The sequence below is a fragment of the Wolbachia endosymbiont of Culex quinquefasciatus Pel genome (assembly GCF_000073005.1).
In the GTDB taxonomy this organism is placed as follows: Bacteria; Pseudomonadota; Alphaproteobacteria; order Rickettsiales; family Anaplasmataceae; genus Wolbachia.
The window spans coordinates 378,167-397,179 of record NC_010981.1; the positions used below are offsets into that span (position 1 = coordinate 378,167).

The 19,013-nt window shown below is 34.1% G+C and carries 10 protein-coding genes and 6 pseudogenes; 10 read left to right on the top strand and 6 right to left on the bottom strand.

Features of this window, described 5'->3' with window-relative positions; all coding sequences use genetic code 11:
* Positions 1-26 precede the first annotated feature (26 nt).
* Genes WP_RS01755 through WP_RS01765 form a run of 3 tightly spaced genes read left to right on the top strand, consistent with a single transcriptional unit; the run spans position 27 to position 6,341 of the window.
* Positions 27-4,697: an NAD-glutamate dehydrogenase gene (locus WP_RS01755; protein WP_007302916.1), complete on the top strand. Its 4,671-nt coding sequence runs from the start codon at positions 27-29 to the stop codon at positions 4,695-4,697.
* Positions 4,698-4,702: 5 nt separating this feature from the next.
* Positions 4,703-4,993 (top strand): Sec-independent protein translocase subunit TatB, encoded by a 291-nt coding sequence (gene tatB, locus WP_RS01760; protein ID WP_007302915.1) that lies wholly within the window; start codon positions 4,703-4,705, stop codon positions 4,991-4,993.
* Entirely contained in the window at positions 4,965-6,341 is a 1,377-nt protein-coding gene (locus tag WP_RS01765) for a PleD family two-component system response regulator (protein ID WP_007302914.1), read from the top strand. Before tatB ends, WP_RS01765 begins: the two co-directional genes overlap by 29 nt.
* 22 nt (positions 6,342-6,363) lie before the next feature.
* Here the strand turns inward: WP_RS01765 and recO are convergent, their stop codons facing one another.
* Positions 6,364-7,092 carry a DNA repair protein RecO gene (gene recO / locus WP_RS01770; protein WP_007302913.1) on the bottom strand — a complete coding sequence of 243 codons (729 nt, stop codon included), beginning with the start codon at positions 7,090-7,092 and terminating at the stop codon, positions 6,364-6,366.
* 196 nt (positions 7,093-7,288) lie between these two features.
* Between recO and WP_RS01775 the strand changes: the two genes are divergently transcribed.
* Positions 7,289-7,837 (top strand): hypothetical protein, encoded by a 549-nt coding sequence (locus WP_RS01775; protein WP_007302912.1) that lies wholly within the window; start codon positions 7,289-7,291, stop codon positions 7,835-7,837.
* A 49-nt stretch (positions 7,838-7,886) separates the two neighbouring features.
* A pseudogene (locus WP_RS07330) lies at positions 7,887-7,980 on the top strand (IS200/IS605-like element ISW1 family transposase); the annotation flags it as partial.
* 103 nt (positions 7,981-8,083) lie between these two features.
* Here WP_RS07330 and WP_RS01780 read toward each other — a convergent pair.
* From WP_RS01780 to WP_RS01790, 3 genes and pseudogenes are all read right to left on the bottom strand, one after another.
* Positions 8,084-9,314, bottom strand: a pseudogene (locus WP_RS01780) (IS256 family transposase).
* Positions 9,315-9,355: 41 nt separating this feature from the next.
* Positions 9,356-10,114: pseudogene (locus WP_RS01785) on the bottom strand (IS982 family transposase); the annotation flags it as partial.
* A gap of 65 nt (positions 10,115-10,179) precedes the next feature.
* Complete coding sequence (locus tag WP_RS01790; RefSeq protein WP_007302911.1) at positions 10,180-12,510, bottom strand: hypothetical protein; 2,331 nt, start codon at positions 12,508-12,510, stop codon at positions 10,180-10,182.
* Between the two features lie 74 nt (positions 12,511-12,584).
* Here WP_RS01790 and WP_RS07085 point away from each other — a divergent pair.
* Positions 12,585-13,261, top strand: a pseudogene (locus tag WP_RS07085) (IS6 family transposase).
* Between the two features lie 73 nt (positions 13,262-13,334).
* Here the strand turns inward: WP_RS07085 and WP_RS07490 are convergent.
* Positions 13,335-13,481: a hypothetical protein gene (locus WP_RS07490; protein ID WP_007302910.1), complete on the bottom strand. Its 147-nt coding sequence runs from the start codon at positions 13,479-13,481 to the stop codon at positions 13,335-13,337.
* Between the two features lie 225 nt (positions 13,482-13,706).
* Between WP_RS07490 and secA the strand changes: the two genes are divergently transcribed.
* Positions 13,707-16,358 carry a preprotein translocase subunit SecA gene (gene secA, locus WP_RS01800; RefSeq protein WP_012481813.1) on the top strand — a complete coding sequence of 884 codons (2,652 nt, stop codon included), beginning with the start codon at positions 13,707-13,709 and terminating at the stop codon, positions 16,356-16,358.
* 189 nt (positions 16,359-16,547) lie between these two features.
* Here the strand turns inward: secA and WP_RS01805 are convergent, their stop codons facing one another.
* The gene (locus WP_RS01805) at positions 16,548-17,420 is read right to left on the bottom strand and encodes an IS982-like element ISWpi16 family transposase (RefSeq protein WP_007301954.1); all 873 of its coding nucleotides are present in this window, start codon (positions 17,418-17,420) and stop codon (positions 16,548-16,550) included.
* Positions 17,421-17,564: 144 nt separating this feature from the next.
* Here WP_RS01805 and WP_RS01810 point away from each other — a divergent pair, with 144 nt between their 5' ends.
* From WP_RS01810 to WP_RS01820, 3 genes and pseudogenes are all read left to right on the top strand, one after another.
* Positions 17,565-17,873: an IS4/Tn5 family transposase DNA-binding protein gene (locus tag WP_RS01810; protein ID WP_038227401.1), complete on the top strand. Its 309-nt coding sequence runs from the start codon at positions 17,565-17,567 to the stop codon at positions 17,871-17,873.
* 15 nt (positions 17,874-17,888) lie between these two features.
* Positions 17,889-18,307: pseudogene (gene tnpA / locus WP_RS01815) on the top strand (IS200/IS605 family transposase).
* Positions 18,308-18,437: 130 nt separating this feature from the next.
* Positions 18,438-18,977 (top strand): annotated as a pseudogene (locus tag WP_RS01820) (phage terminase large subunit family protein); the annotation flags it as partial.
* Positions 18,978-19,013: the final 36 nt, after the last annotated feature.

Genomic DNA, 19,013 nt, shown 5'->3' on the forward strand with positions numbered 1-19,013 from the left:
TTCGCTGTGTATTTTTGTTTTGAAAAATGTGTATAAATCATAATGTTAATGTTGAGTCTTTATTTAAGCTAGTTGATCAAGGGAATAAAAAAGAGAAAGAAAAAATTAAAGAGTTTATACAGTACTTTTATAATTTTGTTTATAATAGTGACCTAAAAGTCAACGATAAATTTCTTTTATACATTGCAGAAGATGCATACAACTTCATTCTTAAAAAAGAAAAAGAAGAAAGTAAATTGGCAGTAAGTAATGTAAATGATATTTCAGGAATAGAAGGCAATTTCACTATAATTAAAATCACAAATTATGACATGCCCTTTTTAGTGGATTCTGTCATTTCCACTATTAAGTCAAACGGTTTAACTATATGCTATTATAGTAACAGCATAATTAATGTTCAAAGAAAAAATAGCCTAATAGATAAAATTCATCTTTTAGAAGAAAGTAATGGAATCAAAGAGTCAGTAATATATGTAATTATTAAAGGCATAAGCGGTAGCTTTGTTGATACACTAGAAGAATCTCTACGAAAGACGCTAAAAGCAGTTAACTGCGTTGTAAAGGACTGGCAATTGATGCTCAAGAAGCTTCTTGAGCATCCGGCATTGGATGCTGGAGGCAGAGATTTTCTAGCTTGGTTGAAAAATAACAATTTTGTATTTTTAGGTTATCAAGAATACATTACTAATAAAGAAGGGAAGCTTGCTCTAAGTGGTAAGGAGAGCCTCGGGTTAATGAGAGCAAGTGAAGAGTACCAAAATTCATCAATTTTTTCTGAAAGCTTGAATTCTTTATACATACTAAGATCAGACCTAATCTCAATAGTTCATCGGCGTACCTATATGAATTGTATAGGAGTGAAAGAATTTAATGATCAGGGTGATGTAATAAGGGAACAGCATTTTTTTGGGCTATTTACTTCTATAGCAGAAGTGCAAGATATTCGAACTATTCCGGTAATAAAGGATAAGGTTACAACAATAGAAAAAAAGGCAGGATTTGTTCCTGGTGGCCATAACAATAAAGCTTTAATTTCCATTTTACAGGCATTTTCTTGTGACGAATTATTCCAATCAAATGAAGACGAGTTATTTGAAATTTGCACCTCGATCATGTCTCTTGCGATTAGACCAAGAGTCAAATTATTTTTGAGAAAGGTAGGGAACTTTATTAGTTGCATAGTATTGATACCGATGCGTTATGCTAGTGCAAGACTAATGTTTAAGATACGCGATATATTGAAAGATGAAACGAATGCAGAAAGTTCAGATATTTATAACAATCACATTATCAATGAATATGATTTGATGAAATTACACGTGGTGCTAAGAACCAAAAGCGCTAGCATTTTTGATGATGAAGTTTTGCGTATCGAAAACAAGTTAAGAAACATTACAGAAAAGTGGGAAGATCGTTTTATAGACAATTTATATAATACTTTTAGCACTGTTGAGGATATATTTATCCGCTATTGCAAGGCATTTCCGATAAGTTATCAAGAGAATTTTGAACCTCATGATGCGTATTATGATATGAAAAAATTGGAGATAGTGAGAAAGAAAAAAGTCAGCGAAGTTGATTTGAGGCTTACTCGTGACAATTTCAACTATCAATTGAAGGTTTACACTCCAAGCAACGGAGGCCTTGAATTGTCAAAGATATTAAAGGTTACTAAGAATTTAGGGGCTAAGATTCTATCTCATAATGGTTATTATATAGAAATCAACGGTGGAATATGGATACATCATTTTGTGTTGTCAAGAGTTGATGAATTAATAGACAACATTACTTTAAAAGAGCAGTTTGAGGTAACACTTGTAAAAGTGTTCAGCAAGGAAATAAAAAATGACTATTTTAACAGCTTGATCATTATTGCTGGGCTCGAGTGGAAGGAAGTACTTCTGATTAGAGCGCTAAGCGCCTACCTAAAGCAGACATCATTTAGCTATAACCCAGAATATATCCAGAAAGTAGTATCAGAGTATCCAAAAGTAGTAAGGTATTTAGTAGAATTATTTCATTCAAGATTTGATACTAAAATAGATATTGATAGGGCAGAAACTACTAGCATTTTGATAGAAAAAATTGAAGAACTACTAAAAGAGATCAGCAACGTTTCAAATGATTACGTTTTGCGTTCGATATTTAACTTGATAATGGCAATTTTGAGAACCAGTTATTATCAAGATGATAAGCCATACTTATCTATCAAATTTGATTCAAGTAAAATAAATGGTTTACCTGACCCGCGCCCATACCGTGAATTGTATGTTTATTCAAACCTTTTTGAGGGAATACATCTAAGAGGAGGGAAGTTGGCTCGTGGTGGTTTGAGATGGTCGGATAGAACGGAAGATTTTCGCACTGAAGTTTTGGGACTCATGAAAGCCCAGATGACAAAAAATGCGGTCATTGTACCTGTTGGCGCAAAGGGTGGGTTTGTAATAAAGCAAGTTTATAAAGACAAAAACATTTCAAGGGAGAAAGGTGTTGAATGCTATAAGAATTTCATCAGAGGAATGCTTGATATTACTGATAATGTAGTTGATGGCAAAATAACTCCACCAGAAAATGTGATTAGGTATGACGAAGATGATCCATATTTGGTAGTTGCAGCAGATAAAGGCACTGCTTCATTTTCTGATTATGCAAACGAAATATCCTCTGAATGTAACTTTTGGCTCGAAGATGCATTTGCATCTGGTGGATCAGCAGGTTATGACCACAAAAAGATGGGTATTACAGCAAGAGGTGCATGGATTGCAGCACAACGCCATTTTTGGAGAATGAATAAGGATATTTACCAGGATACAACTGTTATTGGAATTGGAGATATGGCTGGCGATCTATTTGGGAACGGCATGCTGCTTTCAAGAAATATGAGTTTAATTGGAGCATTTAATCATATGCATATTTTTGTTGATCCAAATCCTGATGCGGAAAAGAGTTTCGTGGAGCGTAAACGGCTCTTTGAATTACCGTTTTCCACTTGGATGGATTACAATAGAGATTTGATTTCTCATGGTGGCGGGGTATTTGAACGTAGTAGCAAACAAGTAGAAATTTCTCAAGAAATGAAAAAGTGCTTTGATATAACGGAAGATACATTATCTCCAAATGATTTGATTCGATATTTGCTCAAGGCAAAAGTGGATTTCATATGGAATGGAGGAATTGGCACCTTTGTTAAGGCAAAAAGTGAAAGCCATGGCATGGTTGGCGATAAAGCAAATGATGAATTAAGAGTAAACGGTCATGATATTAGAGCTTCTATGTTTATAGAGGGTGGCAACCTTGGTTGCACGCAGCTTGGAAGGGTAGAATACGCTAAAATAGGTGGGTATATCAATGCAGATTTTATTGATAATTCAGCAGGAGTAATATGTTCTGATCTTGAAGTTAACATCAAGATTGCTTTTGTTGCAATTATGAAAGAAGGGGGAATTTTCTTGGAAAAAAGGAATGAAATACTGGCTAGCATGATAGATGAAGTTGCATCTAAGGTACTTGAAAACCATAACAGGATTGAAACAAAAGCATTGCTTCTTGAGTGCTTGCAAGCTAAAGAAAAGTTGGAGCAGCACCATAAATTATTACTCAGTTTAGAGAAATTTGGGCTGCTAAACCGAGATGTAGAATTTCTTCCAGCTGAAGAAGAGGTAGCAAGAATGTTAACTGATGGAGAAGGTTTCTGTTCTCCTCAGCTTTCTGTTCTGATGTCTTATGCAAGAACAGCAATAAAAAATGAAGTTATACACTCTGAGCTACCTGAAAAAGATTTTTTGTGCCGTGATTACTTACTAAATTACTTTCCACAAAGGATGGTAACAGAGTTCAAGGATTCCATATTGAAACACCAACTTTGTAGGGAAATTATTTCTACTTGCATTACAAACGATGTAGTAAATAGGATGGGCTGTATATTTATTAATAATTTGGTTGAGAGTACTGGAATTAAAGTACATGAAGCAGTTAACATATATATCGTTGTTAATCACCTATATAATTTAAGTAGCCTTTGGCAGAAAATTGATGAATTGGATGGAAAAATTGATGTTGATTCATATTTGCAAGTAGTGAGAAGTGTGCAAAAATTTATTGGTAGGGTATCATTTTGGTTAGTAAAAAATCTTGGTAAGCTTAATCTTGTAGAACTAGATGGTGTTACAAAATTTAGGGGTGCAATTGAAACTTTAGGCCATGATATTTTAGATGATCGCCTGTTAAAGATCTATAATCATGGATTAACCTCTTTGGTAGAGCTTAACATAAATAAAGATCTAGCAAAAAAGGTTGCTGATTTACGTATTCTTATTTATGCGCTGGACGTTATATCTATTGCTGAACAGACATCTTTATCAATCTTTGAAGCTGGTAGAATATACTTTAAATTAAAGTCGCTGCTAAGGTTTGATATGATTAGAACAATTGCTGTCAAGATTAAAAGCCATTCTTCTTATTGGGATCGCAGCTTAATTAATGATTTATTAGATGATTTAAGCAATTATCATCATAAGCTAGCTGTTAAAGTTATAAAAGCTACTGATAATCATATAGATAAGGTTCAAACTTGGGCTCTTAATGATAAGGATTATATAGAGCGTTACAATAGCTTTTTAGATGAGATGGTTGCTTCTAAACTTGATTTAAGTAAATTAATACTCATAATCAGGAGAATTAAAGTACTTGCTTCATAGGAAAAATGTTTAATATAGGTCTTTCAGAAATTTTAGTTGTAGCTTTAGTGAGTATAATTGTTTTTGATAAAAGTAAAGTACCTGTATTTCTTAATCTTATTAAAAATATATATAGGTATTTCTGGGTTGTAAAATCAAGAGTTAGGAAATTGTTGAAGGATACCGGAATTAAAGAATTATATGAAGGGCATAACGTTGAAAAAGTCAATTACATAATTGGTGAAGATGGCAAGCTTTATCCTACTTACAATGTAGATAGTACAAAAAATGACAGCAAAAATCCTAGTAGTAGATGATATACCATCTAATGTTAAGCTTTTGGAGGCTCAGCTAAAAGCAGAGTACTATACAGTTATTGTAGCTTATGATGGCGAGGAGGCGATAGATTTAGTAGCGGAACAGCAGCCAGATATTATCTTACTTGATGTCATGATGCCAAAAATGAGTGGTTTTGAGGTTTGTAAGAAGCTAAAGAATGATCCCTTAACGACTTATATTCCAATCATTATGGTAACTGCGCTGCATGACACTCATGATAGAGTGGAAGGAATTAATGCTGGTGCGGATGACTTTCTAACTAAGCCGATAGATGAAACTGCTTTATCTGCAAGAATTAAGTCTCTTGTGCGCTTAAAGATGATAATAGATGAGTTGTGCTTGAGAGGAGAAACTAATGCTGAGATTGGTGGAGTAGCAGAAAGCAGTATTATGGATTATTCTAATCAGATTTTTGATGCTAACATACTTGTTGTAGATGAGGACACCTTTCAAGCAGAGCAGATACACAATGTTCTAAAGCAACGCTTCAGATCAATTAAAATACTGCACGATCCAAAAGAAGCATTAAAGGTTGGTATTAAGGATAATTACGACCTGATTATTTCTGACATGCAGTTTTCAAAAACTGACGGCCTACGGTTGTGTTCTAAGTTTCGTAGTAAAGTAGAAACACGTTATACACCAATTCTGATCCTTTCTGAAGATTATGATAAAAGCAATTTAGTAAAGGCACTTGATGTAGGTGCTAATGATTATTTAACAGTACCTTTAGATGAGAGTGAATTAATAGCTAGGGTTAATTTGCAAGTGAAACGCAAAAGGTATCAAGATGCCTTGAGAATGAATTTATTTAATAATGTAGAAATGTCTATAAAGGATCCATTAACTAACTGTTATAATAGAAGATATTTTGATGCACACTTAAGAAATATTGTTAAGGATTCTGTGGAAAAAGATAGAAGTTTATCTCTTATGATACTTGATATAGATTATTTTAAGATGGTGAATGATAACTTTGGGCATAATGCTGGAGATGAACTTTTAAAGGAAATACAGAAAAGAATTTCTGAAAATATCAGAGTGACAGATTTATTAGCTAGGTTTGGTGGTGAGGAATTTGTTGTTGTAATGCCAGATACCAATGTATCAGATGCGTATACTATTGCAGAGAGAATAAGGAAAATTATTGCCAAAGAACCTTTTATACTTGTGGGTAAAAATACAACCCATAATGTAACTGTGAGCATTGGAATTTCAGCAATGCAAAGATCTGACCTTGATGATGTTAAAAAATTTATAGTACGTGCTGACAAATATTTATATAAAGCAAAAAACAGTGGTAGAAATAGAGTGGTTACTGGTTGAAGTTCTTTCAAATAAGTAGTAACTAAGATTCAAATGATAGCATAAAATTTCTCAACTCCGGAAATTTCGCATTTAACTGCAGAAATAGATATTTATTTAAAAAATACCCTGTAATTTTTAACCCTAGTCTGAATTCTTGATATGAGTAGCTATTTTGTAGGTTGTTATTGTATACATCATGCAACATCTGTGGAAAAGGTAGTAATTTATCTGCATAACAGTCACCTACTTTTTTTGACACTGCTCTACCAGTTTTTGGAGAAATAAATTGTAGATTTTCTTTCACACCTGTTACAGCACATTTTGATAGGTCTAACTTAAATCCAAGTTGCGTAAGAAGCAGAAGCTCTAAGTTAAGGTAATGACTTTGCCAAAACTGGCTATTATGTTTTATTACATCGATGAAGTGTCTAAAATTATCATATAACTTGATGCAGGATTCACTTTCTGGAAGCACTTTTTCTAATATAGACGAGAAAGAAACAATAGCAATGCTTTTTAACCTATCTTGAAAGAAATGATGAAATGGAGATTCAATCAATTCGCACTTTAAAAAACCTAGATTTTCAGGTAGCTTAGCACTCCATTCTGCATGTAATAGATTACTTATTTGAAACTTATAATTGCTATTGTTTGTTAACCTAGTTAATCCTCTGCACTTTCCATGATTTTTTGTAAATAGAGAAAGAATTAAATTTTTATCACCGTATTTTTTAACAGCTATAATAACACCTTCATCTTTCCATCTCATTCAGAGTATATTGACCATATGATATTATAGAGATAATAAAATTAGTGTAGCAAATTTGAGTTTAAGTCAACTGAAATATATTGACTTTATGTGCAATATTAGCTTTAAACCAGTAAAACAAGCTGCTTAACATATGCGCCCTCTCTATTTTAATTATACTCTTCTTTTGTTTCTATGTTGTTTTTTGCTTTTTTCAATGAAAGCCCAAACGGATGATTCGTCAGTTATTCCTATACCACAAAGAAAAAAAGAATTAGTTGAGTTAGTACAACCGAGGCAAATTATTGAAATACAGGAAATTGATGAGGGTATTCCAATTCCCAAAAGAAAAAAGGGTGTAGAAAGAAAACTAAGAGAAGACATCAAAGAGGTGAAAAATGAAATAAGAGATAAGAAAAATATTGAGAACAAAGATGATGAATTGGCTGTAACAGAAATTATTAATTCTATAAGGGATAAACTGACAGAGTGTTGGAGAATTCCTGAGAGCATAGTTTATAAAGAAAATTTTAGTATAAAAATTAACTTATTATTATCCAGTAAAGGCGAGATCGTTGTAGCCAACGTAGCAGATAGTAGTTCTTATCAAAATAATCCTCTTTTTAGATCAGCAGCAGATAATGCAATGCGTGCAGTATATAAATGTAGCCCGTTAATTGGCTTACCTGCTGAGCAGCATCACATTTGGCGCGAAGTCACGTTAGATTTTATTGTCCCAAATTTAGGAGAAAAACACTGGACTTAAAGTCCATCCTTTTAAGAATATAATTTTAAGGTGAAAAATCTCAAAGAATGTGGAATATTATAGAAAAAGCAGTCACTCTGTATATATATCACATAGTGTGGATAACAAAATATCGATATCCAGTATTAGTTGGAGATATTGGATGGCTTTGTTGCATGGCTACCAATGAGAAGGTGTGATGTAAGGGATTTACGAGGCAAATTCGAATAGGCGGGAATGTTCAAAAAAGTGTGTCAAACCGCATTTTTAGTTCAACTCAATTTTCAATCTGCCAGGAAAGAAAACATCAAGTTGAGAGATAGTTAATGCCCAATCATGTACAGGCATCGTCGACTTTTCCTCTACCTTCTTTATAGCACAATATACCTGCTTATACAAGGCATTTATGCTGGTAAATGAGCCCTTGGTTTTAATGAATTTCCTGATTCATCTATGCAACCCCTCAATTGGATTGGTGGTATAAATTAGCCTTCTAACAGGGCCAGAATACTTAAAATAACCAGACAAATTTTCCCAATTGTTTTGCCACGATTTTATGACCAAAGGATATTTTTCACCCCATTTTTCTTCCAGCTCAAGCAAATAATTTTCAGCGATTTCTTTACTTGAAGCACGATATATTTTTTTCAAATCATTCATGAAAATTTTCACATCTTTGCTGGATACATATTTCAATGAATTTCTTATCTGATGCACTATACATATTTGTACTTCTGCTTTGGGAAATACACTATTTATAGCCGCAGGAAAACTTTTTAGACCATCAACACATGCAATCAGAATATCCTCTACCCCTCTCTCTTTTAGGTCATTTAACACTCCTAACCAGAACTTCACTTTCAGCCAAATAAAAACCTAATACTTCTTTTTTGCCATTTTGATCTATGCCTAATATGTTATACATGCATTTACTTACGCAATGCCCGTCCTCTTTGACTTTAAAAAACATGCCATCCATGAAAACTATCGGATATACAGACTGCAGCGGGCGACTACGCCATTCGTTGATTACTGGTAGCAATTTGTCAGTAATACTTGATATCTCTGCCGCCGATATTTTGTGATCATAAATTTCCTCAACATGTGACACTATATCTCTATAGCCCATACCACTGGCAAATGTGCTCAAAATCTTCGTTTCAAGCTCTGGATGTAAGTTTGTTTGCCTTTTTTTGACTATTTGTGGTTCGAAACTTCCTTCCCTATCTCTTGGCGTCAAAAGCTCAAATTACCCTGCGCTTGTACGTAAAGTCTTTGCATTCCTCCCATTTCTTCGATTATTCTCTTCGCTTTCGGCCGACAAGTGGTTTTCTATTTCACCTTCCAGGCTTACCTCCAGCAACTTTTTTATAAACGGTGTTAATGCTCCATCTCTTCCTGTCAACGGTCTTCCTTCTCGTATAGACGACAGGATATTTGTTTCTAATTCTTTATAATCTACCAAACCGGTAGTTCTGTTTACTACTTTCTGACTCATTGTCAAACCTCCATTTTTTTATATCAATTTATTACTTTTTTTTCGGTTTGACACAGTTTATTTAACACTCCCAAAACAGTCTCAATAATCGACCTTTTCCTTAATAAAATCTTCTCTTTAAGTGAAATTAGTGCGTTTTTCATACCTTTTTTTACTTTAGTGACTAACTTTAGGCCTCTATCGAAGAGTTTCTCAAAAAGCTCTTTCTTTATATAGCCCTTATCTCCAAACAAAAGTCCGGTCAGTCTTTTAGTGAGAGTTGGTAAAGGTTTTCTGTCATCAACGTTACCTTTGGTTAGGGTAAGTGCTTGAATTTCACCAATTTCGTTAATCACTAAGTGCAACTTGAAGCCAAAAAACCAACCATACGTACTCTTACTAATTTCTGCTAGATGATTAAAAACTTTATTCCTAGAGATCCTTTTTTTGTGGCAAACGGCAATCGTAGAGGTGTCGATGTAGGAAGTGCCGGTCATTTTCGCTTGTTCACAGAACCATTGCAAAAGTAATGCTAAATACCACAAAACTCGCGGCTTTAAGGCAATAAATCTGTGATATGAAGGCAGCTTTGAAAACTCTGATCTATAGAATAACTGAAGATAACAAAGATAAAAAGCCTTGAAGTTTTTACATGGTGATTTATGGTATAACAGGATTATGGTTAGAATTTCTGAGTGCGCTATTTCTGGTACTCTGGTTGGTTTTTTGCCGTTTGATAAGAACCTATTTGCAAAATTATCATCTACCGCACGACAAAAATCCTCGACGCAACAGTACAGTTCTGTAATATCTTTCTTCATGGGTAACCTCTTATTATTACTAAAATACTCGAGTTTACCCTGTTTCCCTCTTCTTAGTTATACTTTTATCTATTTTCTAATCCATAACTGAGGTCTATAGAACTTGCTTGATCAGGATTGTAGATGTTTATTTGTGGCATAGAAAAAATATTATGTTCATATCTTTGCTCACCTGAGGCTATAGTAATTACGTATATGTTTTTACCACCATTTCCAATTAAGTGACTGTTATAGATTGGATTATTGTAAATTACCTCACACTTCCCATAGCCAACAAGTATAGATTCATCACCATCTTGAACAGCGATAGTCATATTGAGTTTATTTGCTATAGCTGGGTAACTTTCTATAATTTCATCAATAGTTTTATTAGTATTCTGTATTGCATACAAGTTTCTTTCCTTACCTACTTTTATTTCAGCACTGTCTTTTAATTGATAGATTATATTGTTCATTATGTTATATGAGATAGATATACTAAAGTTACTATTTGCAACTTTTGAGGAAAAATCGAACTTTATACTATTGTGATCTTTAATATCAATACTCTGAATATCAGCAAGCAAGTAGTCGAATATAAACCTATGGTTATTTTCGAAATTAGCAAGTAATTTAACAGATGCACTACCTTTTTGAAATGGTACAATATAGTTAAAGTTACCTTTGAGTGCTAGATTATTTACTTCAGTGTAATTTCTAACTATTACTTGTATATCATAGACACAGTTATTATCTTTTATTTCCAAATAATCAAGTTGATCTTCCTTACCACCATTACCATCCAAGAATTTAGTTTCACATGCACTAAATATATGATCTGCCTTAGCTTTTCTACCAAGCACTCTTTCTACTGAATTAATTTGAAATCCAGAATAACCATATCTGTTGTACACAATAGTGCCAATATTTGTATTTAAATACACATTCACACTCACAGCTTCTTGAGCAAATCCAGTCAGATCTAAGGTATCAATTCCATCTTCTCCGTACAAGGACCCTTCTATCAGATCTCCCTGTAAAACAAAGATATCATTCTTATTTCCCCCATAATATTCTTTAGACCCATCATTCACTACAAATACGTTCGGACTATCCTTAAATCCCCTGGCATAATCTTCACCTTCTCCTAAATTAATTAGATTATATCCTTCTATCTTGTTATTAGATAAACCAATCGCATTTTCGCATAAATATGACCCATAATTTGGAGCAGGTTCGTCATTTCCCTGCGAGAAACAAAACAATTTTCCACCACTTGGATTATTCGGCCTTGCTCTACTCCATTTTATATCGGTTCCTTTTCCATCAAGCAGTACTTTACTGTCTAAGTCTATCTTAAACTTAACTTTGCATTCTTCAGTGTAAAGTGTAACATTAATTCTTCTCATGCATAATTCTCCAAATCCAGCGCCATCACACTGAAGCACTTGGTATGGCACCTGACGACAAGAACTAACAACTGATTGACCAGTAGGGAATACATAACTTTGAATATCATTATGCTGCTTCAAATACTCAAATCCTTGCTTAACTAATTGGTTGTAAAGTTGTTTTTCTTCTATTAATTCTTCTATATATTGTTCAGGTTGCATACCTATAAATGCACGCAATCCTTCAATAAATTTTTCTCTTCCACTTAAGTGAATCAATTGATCAATCTTATCAACTCTCTTTACTGCCATGTAAACATCAGTACCAATAAATACTACATCTCCAATTTCTGCTCCAATTAGTCCAGTAACACTTGATATTCCTTCTAATATTTCAAAACCTTCAGCAACTTCGATGCCAATCTCTGCAGTATTAACACCTAGGTAAATACTATCTCCTACTACGCCAACTAATTCTTCTTCCGTACCGTTTCTAAATGCTTCTACCTGATTTACCAGATCATAAACAACAAAGGTAGAAGTACCACGAGCAAGAAAAGAAGATGCTACTCTTAAAGATTTACCGAGTAATGCTTTTCCTTCTGAGAGTAAATTTAATCCTTTACGAGATGCAACTTCAGCAACTTTAGCAAATCCTTGACCACCTGCTATAAAACCAATATTAATTGCTACACCCTGATAATCTCTGTTTAAAAAATCAGCTAAAATATTTTTAGCCATCATTCCATGCATAGTTATGCTAGAGATTTTTTTTACTCTATTTAAATGATTCATAACCTTCTGATTACTGGTAAGCTTATTGATTAAATCATGAAACTCACCTGTAACTTCAACTTTACCTGCTAGCTCAATTAGCTGAGAACGTTTTTCTTCTGGTATATCTTTTATATAGTCAATAAACTTTTTACTATCTATTTTAATTTTACTAAAATCTCTTTTCTCATCTTTTTCTGTATTGAATTCATCTACGTCTTCCCAAGACAGTTCACATTGGTTCTGTCGCATCTATAAATCCTGGTATGTAACATTTGTAGGAAAGTAGAAAAGAAGTGATATGATCATCTAAAAAAAAAGCAAAGATGTTTCGTATTAGTTCAAAATTATTGCCATATTTCAAAGGATTTAGCTTTTCAGCAGAGATAATAATGTTATCTGTATATATGAAATGTAGATTCTCTTTGAGCTATCGAGATTTGGAAGAAATGCTGAGTATAAGGGGAGCAAAATGCTACGTTACAAAGGTGGGTTATCACCACTGATAGATGAAGCGGTAAGGAAAAGGAAGAAGCAGGTTGGCAGTAGCTGGAGAGACCTACGTTAAATTAAACGGCAAATGGGTTTATCTATACAGAGCACTATTGGTAATACTGTAGACTTTCTGTTGTGTGCTCGTAGAGACAAGTCTGCGGCACTTGCGTTCTTTCGTAAAGCCTTTAGAGAGAATAACCTTCCTGAGAAAGTAGTAATTGATAAAAGCGGCAGTAATACTGCTGCTCTTGATGATTTGAATACAGAAATTTCTGAAGATTGTAGAATCATGGTTTTTCAAATAAAATATCTAAATAATATTGTCGAACAAGATCATAGATTTATCAAAAAACGAATAAAGCCAATGCTTGGTTTTAAGAGCTTCCACTCCGCAAAGATTACCATTACCGGCATAGAAAATATTCGTATGATTCAAAAAAGACAAATTATCGGGGCTAATGATAATGTTTCTACTTTTGAGAATTTTGCTATGCTAATTGCTCTATAACTCCCATAATCCCAGTTTAACGATCTTCTTGTACCACAATTTATAGATGCGACAGAACCTTCTATGCTCTCTCTCAATCTTTGGATTTTAATCCATAGTGGTTGAATGAAGAATCTTTAAACCCTTTTGTACCAAATTTTAATGAAGCAAAAAATTCTTCTAATTCTTCAAAAGGACAACTATTTTTCTCTAATTTTACTTTTATAATATTGCTTAACATTGTAACTCCACTAACCGTTTTATACATGTAGCTTAAGACTATTTTAATAATTTATCAAGAAAGTTTAATTATTAATTATAATATTTAATAAAATAAATAGACTCTTTTACATTTCATCTGCAAGAATCTTTTCCTTAGTTTGTAAATAAAGATTTTCTGAATCTAATTGCCGCAGGTTACGTTTAGTAATATAATCTCATATTAAATAAAACTTTACCTAAGTTTATGCCAGACTCTACGTTAGTTTTAACAACTATTCTTATATTCTTCATCTTTACGTTGTCACTTTTTTTTATAAAAAGGATATTTGGATCAACGAACAAGAAGATAATAAAATCCTTCAGAAAAATTGCTCAGCAGATTAATGCGCTAGAGCAAGAAATGCAGAGCTTATCTGATGAGGATCTTGCTAGTAAAACTGCGGAATTAAAACAAGAACTGAAAAATGGAAAAACACTAAATGACCTTCTCGTACCTGCATTTGCGGTTGTACGAGAAGCATCACGAAGATTCCTTAACATGAGGCATTTCGACGTTCAGCTAATTGGTGGCATGGTTCTCCATAATGGCATGATATCAGAAATGAAAACAGGAGAAGGAAAGACACTCGTCGCAACTTTAGCTGCATATCTAAATTCTTTAGAAGGAAAAGGTGTGCACATCGTAACTGTTAACGACTATCTTGCAAAACGAGATACAGAGTGGATGAGTAAATTATATAATTCTCTTGGAGTTTCTGTTGCATTTATTACAAATAATTTGACAGACGACGAGAGAAAAAAGGCTTATAGCGCAGATATCGTATACTCAACAAATAATGAACTTGCCTTTGATTATCTACGAGATAATATGAAATTTTCTCAAGAAGATATGGTTCAGAGAGGCTTCAATTACGCGATAGTAGACGAAGTAGACTCTATACTGATTGATGAAGCGCGTACTCCGCTCATTATTTCTGGCCCACTTGAGGAAAATAATCAGATATATAAGCATATCAATAAAATAGTAATCAAATTAGTTGATTCTGACTATGAAGTCGATGAAAAGAGTAGAGCAGTGTTCCTCACTGAAAATGGCATTTCACGAGTGGAGGAATTACTAAAATCGTATAACATCATTCCTGAAAATTCCTCGCTCTATGATACTAGCAATATTATACTGACTCATTATATAGATCAAGCACTTCGTGCACATAAGCTGTTTACTGCTGATAAAGATTATATAGTGAAAAACGGTAAGGTGGTAATTATTGATGAGTTTACTGGGCGCATGATGGAAGGTAGGAGATATTCTGATGGTCTTCACCAGGCATTGGAGGCAAAGGAGAATCTTGAAATTCAGCATGAAAGTCAAACTTTAGCATCAGTCACATTTCAGAACTACTTTCGTATGTACAACAAACTTTCTGGTATGACAGGAACAGCAGTAACAGAGGCAGAGGAGTTTCATGATATATATAGATTAAATGTAGTAAAAATTCCAACTAATGTGTCTGTTAAAAGAATAGATGTTGACGATGAAATTTATGGCACAGAAAAAGAAAAATTTAGTGCTGTATTGAAGTTCATAGAAGAATGCCACAAACGCCTACAACCAATCCTTGTTGGTACGGTAAGTATTGAAAACTCTGAAAAACTTTCTGCGCTTTTGCAAAGCTATTCTCTTAAGCATTCAGTACTAAATGCTCGTTATCATGAACAAGAAGCGTACATAATAGCGCAAGCTGGAATACCAGGCAGCATTACTATAGCAACAAACATGGCAGGACGTGGAACTGATATTCAGCTTGGTGGAAATGTTGAAATGATTGCAAAAATAGAGCTCGAGAAAATAAAAAATGCTGATGAAAGAGAAAAAAAATATCAAGAAATAGTCGAAAGAGTAAAAAAAGATAAGGAAATTGCTATAAAAGCTGGTGGCTTATGTGTTATCGGAACCGAAAGGCATGAAAGCAGGAGAATAGATGATCAACTGCGTGGCCGTTCTGGTCGTCAGGGTGACCCTGGACTTTCTAAGTTCTTTCTATCACTTGAAGATGATTTAATGAGAATATTTGGCTCTGATAGAATGAGGAATTTTTTACAAAAAGTGGGACTAAAGAACAATGAAGCTATTCATCACCCATGGATTAATAAAGCACTTGAGAAAGCACAGAAGAAAGTTGAAGTTAGAAATTATGATGTGCGGAAGTCTTTGCTAAAGTTTGATGATGTAATTAACAATCAACGTAAGGTTATTTTTAAGCAGAGAAATCATATTTTAAACAATGAAATCAATGATTTAGTTGAAGTATATAGTGAAGTAAATGAGGATATAATAGAAGGTATAGTACAAAGTGGTTATTACGAAGATTATGTTGAAGATATTGCAAAAGAATTCCACATAAGATACGGGATAACGCTTAATCTAGCAGAGTTTTTGAATAAACAAGAAGCCTTGGATTATATAAATGACAAAATACAAGAATTTTTTACTGAGAAAGAAAAATATTTCAATAGTCAACAAACTACAGATTTGTGGAATACGATAGTGAAACAAGTGATGATCATGACACTTGATCATTTATGGAGGGAGCACCTTTCGGTCTTAGAGAGCCTAAGACAAAGCATAAATTTGCGTGCCATGGGGCAAAAAGACCCACTGAATGAATTTAAACGCGAAGCTTTCTTAATGTTTGAGTCGATGCTTGAAAAGTGGAGGGAGCTTACCATTCACCGCCTAGCGCACTTTAAGTTGCTAGACAATCAAGAAATAGGCAATAGGTCACGCTCTACTAAAAATAGCAGACTTCCAAAAGTTTCAAGAAATGACAAGTGCCCTTGTAACTCTGGAAAAAAATACAAACACTGTCACGGTGCAGTTGCCGTAGTGAATTAGTTGTTGCAAGCACATTATAGCTGCTATAGCTAACCGAAGTCAGATCTGCTCGAGCACTCTGAAAGACAAAATCAATAGCCGAATTAATATTGGGCCAAAAGGTTTGTAGAGACTTTCTTATGGCGTGCTTGATCAGAACTTCTCAATCGGATTCAAATCTCACTTTTACCCACAAACCTCAGTTATGGATTAGCCGATAAAGAAAGGCATAGAAATAGAAGGCTTTTTGGACTGCATGGAGTAGGAAATCAGAACAGAAAAAACATGAATTAGGAAATTTGTTGGCGATCTATGTCTTGTATGCTCAATCTCAAATTTGTTTTTCAAGGAATCAAAAACAGTCTCAATAATCGACCTTTTCCTTAATAAAATCTTCTCTTTAAGTGAAATTAGTGCGTTTTTCATACCTTTTTTTACTTTAGTGACTAACTTTAGGCCTCTATCGAAGAGTTTCTCAAAAAGCTCTTTCTTTATATAGCCCTTATCTCCAAACAAAAGTCCGGTCAGTCTTTTAGTGAGAGTTGGTAAAGGTTTTCTGTCATCAACGTTACCTTTGGTTAGGGTAAGTGCTTGAATTTCACCAATTTCGTTAATCACTAAGTGCAACTTGAAGCCAAAAAACCAACCATACGTACTCTTACTAATTTCTGCTAGATGATTAAAAACTTTATTCCTAGAGATCCTTTTTTTGTGGCAAACGGCAATCGTAGAGGTGTCGATGTAGGAAGTGCCGGTCATTTTCGCTTGTTCACAGAACCATTGCAAAAGTAATGCTAAATACCACAAAACTCGCGGCTTTAAGGCAATAAATCTGTGATATGAAGGCAGCTTTGAAAACTCTGATCTATAGAATAACTGAAGATAACAAAGATAAAAAGCCTTGAAGTTTTTACATGGTGATTTATGGTATAACAGGATTATGGTTAGAATTTCTGAGTGCGCTATTTCTGGTACTCTGGTTGGTTTTTTGCCGTTTGATAAGAACCTATTTGCAAAATTATCATCTACCGCACGACAAAAATCCTCGACGCAACAGTACAGTTCTGTAATATCTTTCTTCATGGGTAACCTCTTATTATTACTAAAATACTCGAGTTTACCCTGTTTCCCTCTTCTTAGTTATACTTTTATCTATTTTCTAATCCATAACTGAGGTCACAAATAAAAAAGTGAGTAAAATGGATACCAAATAAATTTGGGATTAAAATGAGTGAAGTAAGTACAAATGTGCAATATACTGATGGCTTAGGGGATAAATGGCTGGAAAGAGAGTTAAAACACGTTAATTTAGGAGATACAAGACTTAATAAGAGACTTATTAAAACAGGCTATTGTATAGAGGGTAAGGTGTCTGGATCAATTAATCAAAGCTGTAGTGGATGGAAAGAAGCTAAGGGTGCATACAGATTATTTAGCAATGAAAAGCTTAAGGATAAGGATAATTTATTGTCCCAAATTTGGGAGAAAAACCCTGGACTTGAAGTCCATCCTTTTAAGAATATAATTTTAAGGTGAAAAATCTGAAAGAATGTGGAATATTATAGAAAAAGCAGTCACTCTGTATATATATCACATAGTGTGGATAACAAAATATCGATATCCAGTACTAGTTGGAGATATTGGACAGAAAGCTAAAGAAGTTGTACAAGAAGTATGTGCAAATAATCAAGTAGAAATTATCAGAGGTAGAGTTGCGTCAAGTCATATACACGTATACGTTTCTGTACCCCCATACTTAAGTATTAGTAAGTTAGTGCAGTTAATAAAAGGAAAAAGTTCCAGAAAAATCCAGCAAAACTTTCCAGAGCTAAAAAAGAGATATTGGGTTGTGGGCAGTAGGCTACTTTGTCAGGACTAGCGGAAATGTAACTGACGAAATGATAAAAAATTATATTGAAAATCACTCTAAAAAAGAAGATAAATTTGGTGACTTTCAAGTCGAAAGTTAGCATTCTATGCTCTCTCTCAATCTTTGGATTTTAATCCATAGTGGTTGAATGAACTCGAAAGTGAGAAAACAAGTAGTCCTAATTTAAGTGATGTTGAAGTATCATCTAATGATGGTGAAGAGCTAGCAATATGATATACGCCACATCATTTTCTGAAGGTTTAAAACCAGATCCAGAGCTTAAAGTATCAGAGTGGGCGAATGAGTATCGAGTTCTAGCACCAACTGCAGCATCAGAGCCAGGAAAATGGAGAACGGAAAGAACTCCTTATTTAAAAGAAATTATGGATTCACTATCTCCTTCTTCACCAACTGAAAAAATAGTATTCATGAAAGGAGCGCAGATTGGAGGAACAGAAGCTGGTAACAATTGGATAGGCTATATCATAGATCAGACACCAGGTCCAATGCTGGTAGTACAGCCAACAGTTGAAATGGGAAAGCGTTGGTCAAAAGGAAGATTTGCGCCGTTAATAGAGAGTACACCATGTTTAAAAAGTAAAGTAAAAGACCCAAGGTCAAGAGATTCAGGCAATACTGTGCAAAGTAAGGAATTTCCAGGTGGAATAGTAGTAATAACTGGAGCAAACAGCAGTGTAGGCCTCCGATCTATGCCAGTAAAATACCTCTTTCTTGATGAGATAGATGCCTATCCAGGAGATTCGGGAGGGGTTCTGTCGCATCTATAAATTGTGGTACAAGAAACC

Coding starts and splice junctions, on each gene's coding strand:
- WP_RS01805 (WP_007301954.1), bottom strand. CDS start 17,420: ATGAAGAAAGATATTACAGAACTGTACTGTTGCGTCGAGGATTTTTGT.
- secA (WP_012481813.1), top strand. CDS start 13,707: ATGCCAGACTCTACGTTAGTTTTAACAACTATTCTTATATTCTTCATC.
- WP_RS01810 (WP_038227401.1), top strand. CDS start 17,565: ATGAGTGAAGTAAGTACAAATGTGCAATATACTGATGGCTTAGGGGAT.
- WP_RS01775 (WP_007302912.1), top strand. CDS start 7,289: ATGAAAGCCCAAACGGATGATTCGTCAGTTATTCCTATACCACAAAGA.
- WP_RS01755 (WP_007302916.1), top strand. CDS start 27: ATGTGTATAAATCATAATGTTAATGTTGAGTCTTTATTTAAGCTAGTT.
- tatB (WP_007302915.1), top strand. CDS start 4,703: ATGTTTAATATAGGTCTTTCAGAAATTTTAGTTGTAGCTTTAGTGAGT.
- WP_RS07490 (WP_007302910.1), bottom strand. CDS start 13,481: ATGTTAAGCAATATTATAAAAGTAAAATTAGAGAAAAATAGTTGTCCT.
- WP_RS01765 (WP_007302914.1), top strand. CDS start 4,965: ATGACAGCAAAAATCCTAGTAGTAGATGATATACCATCTAATGTTAAG.
- WP_RS01790 (WP_007302911.1), bottom strand. CDS start 12,510: ATGCGACAGAACCAATGTGAACTGTCTTGGGAAGACGTAGATGAATTC.
- recO (WP_007302913.1), bottom strand. CDS start 7,092: ATGAGATGGAAAGATGAAGGTGTTATTATAGCTGTTAAAAAATACGGT.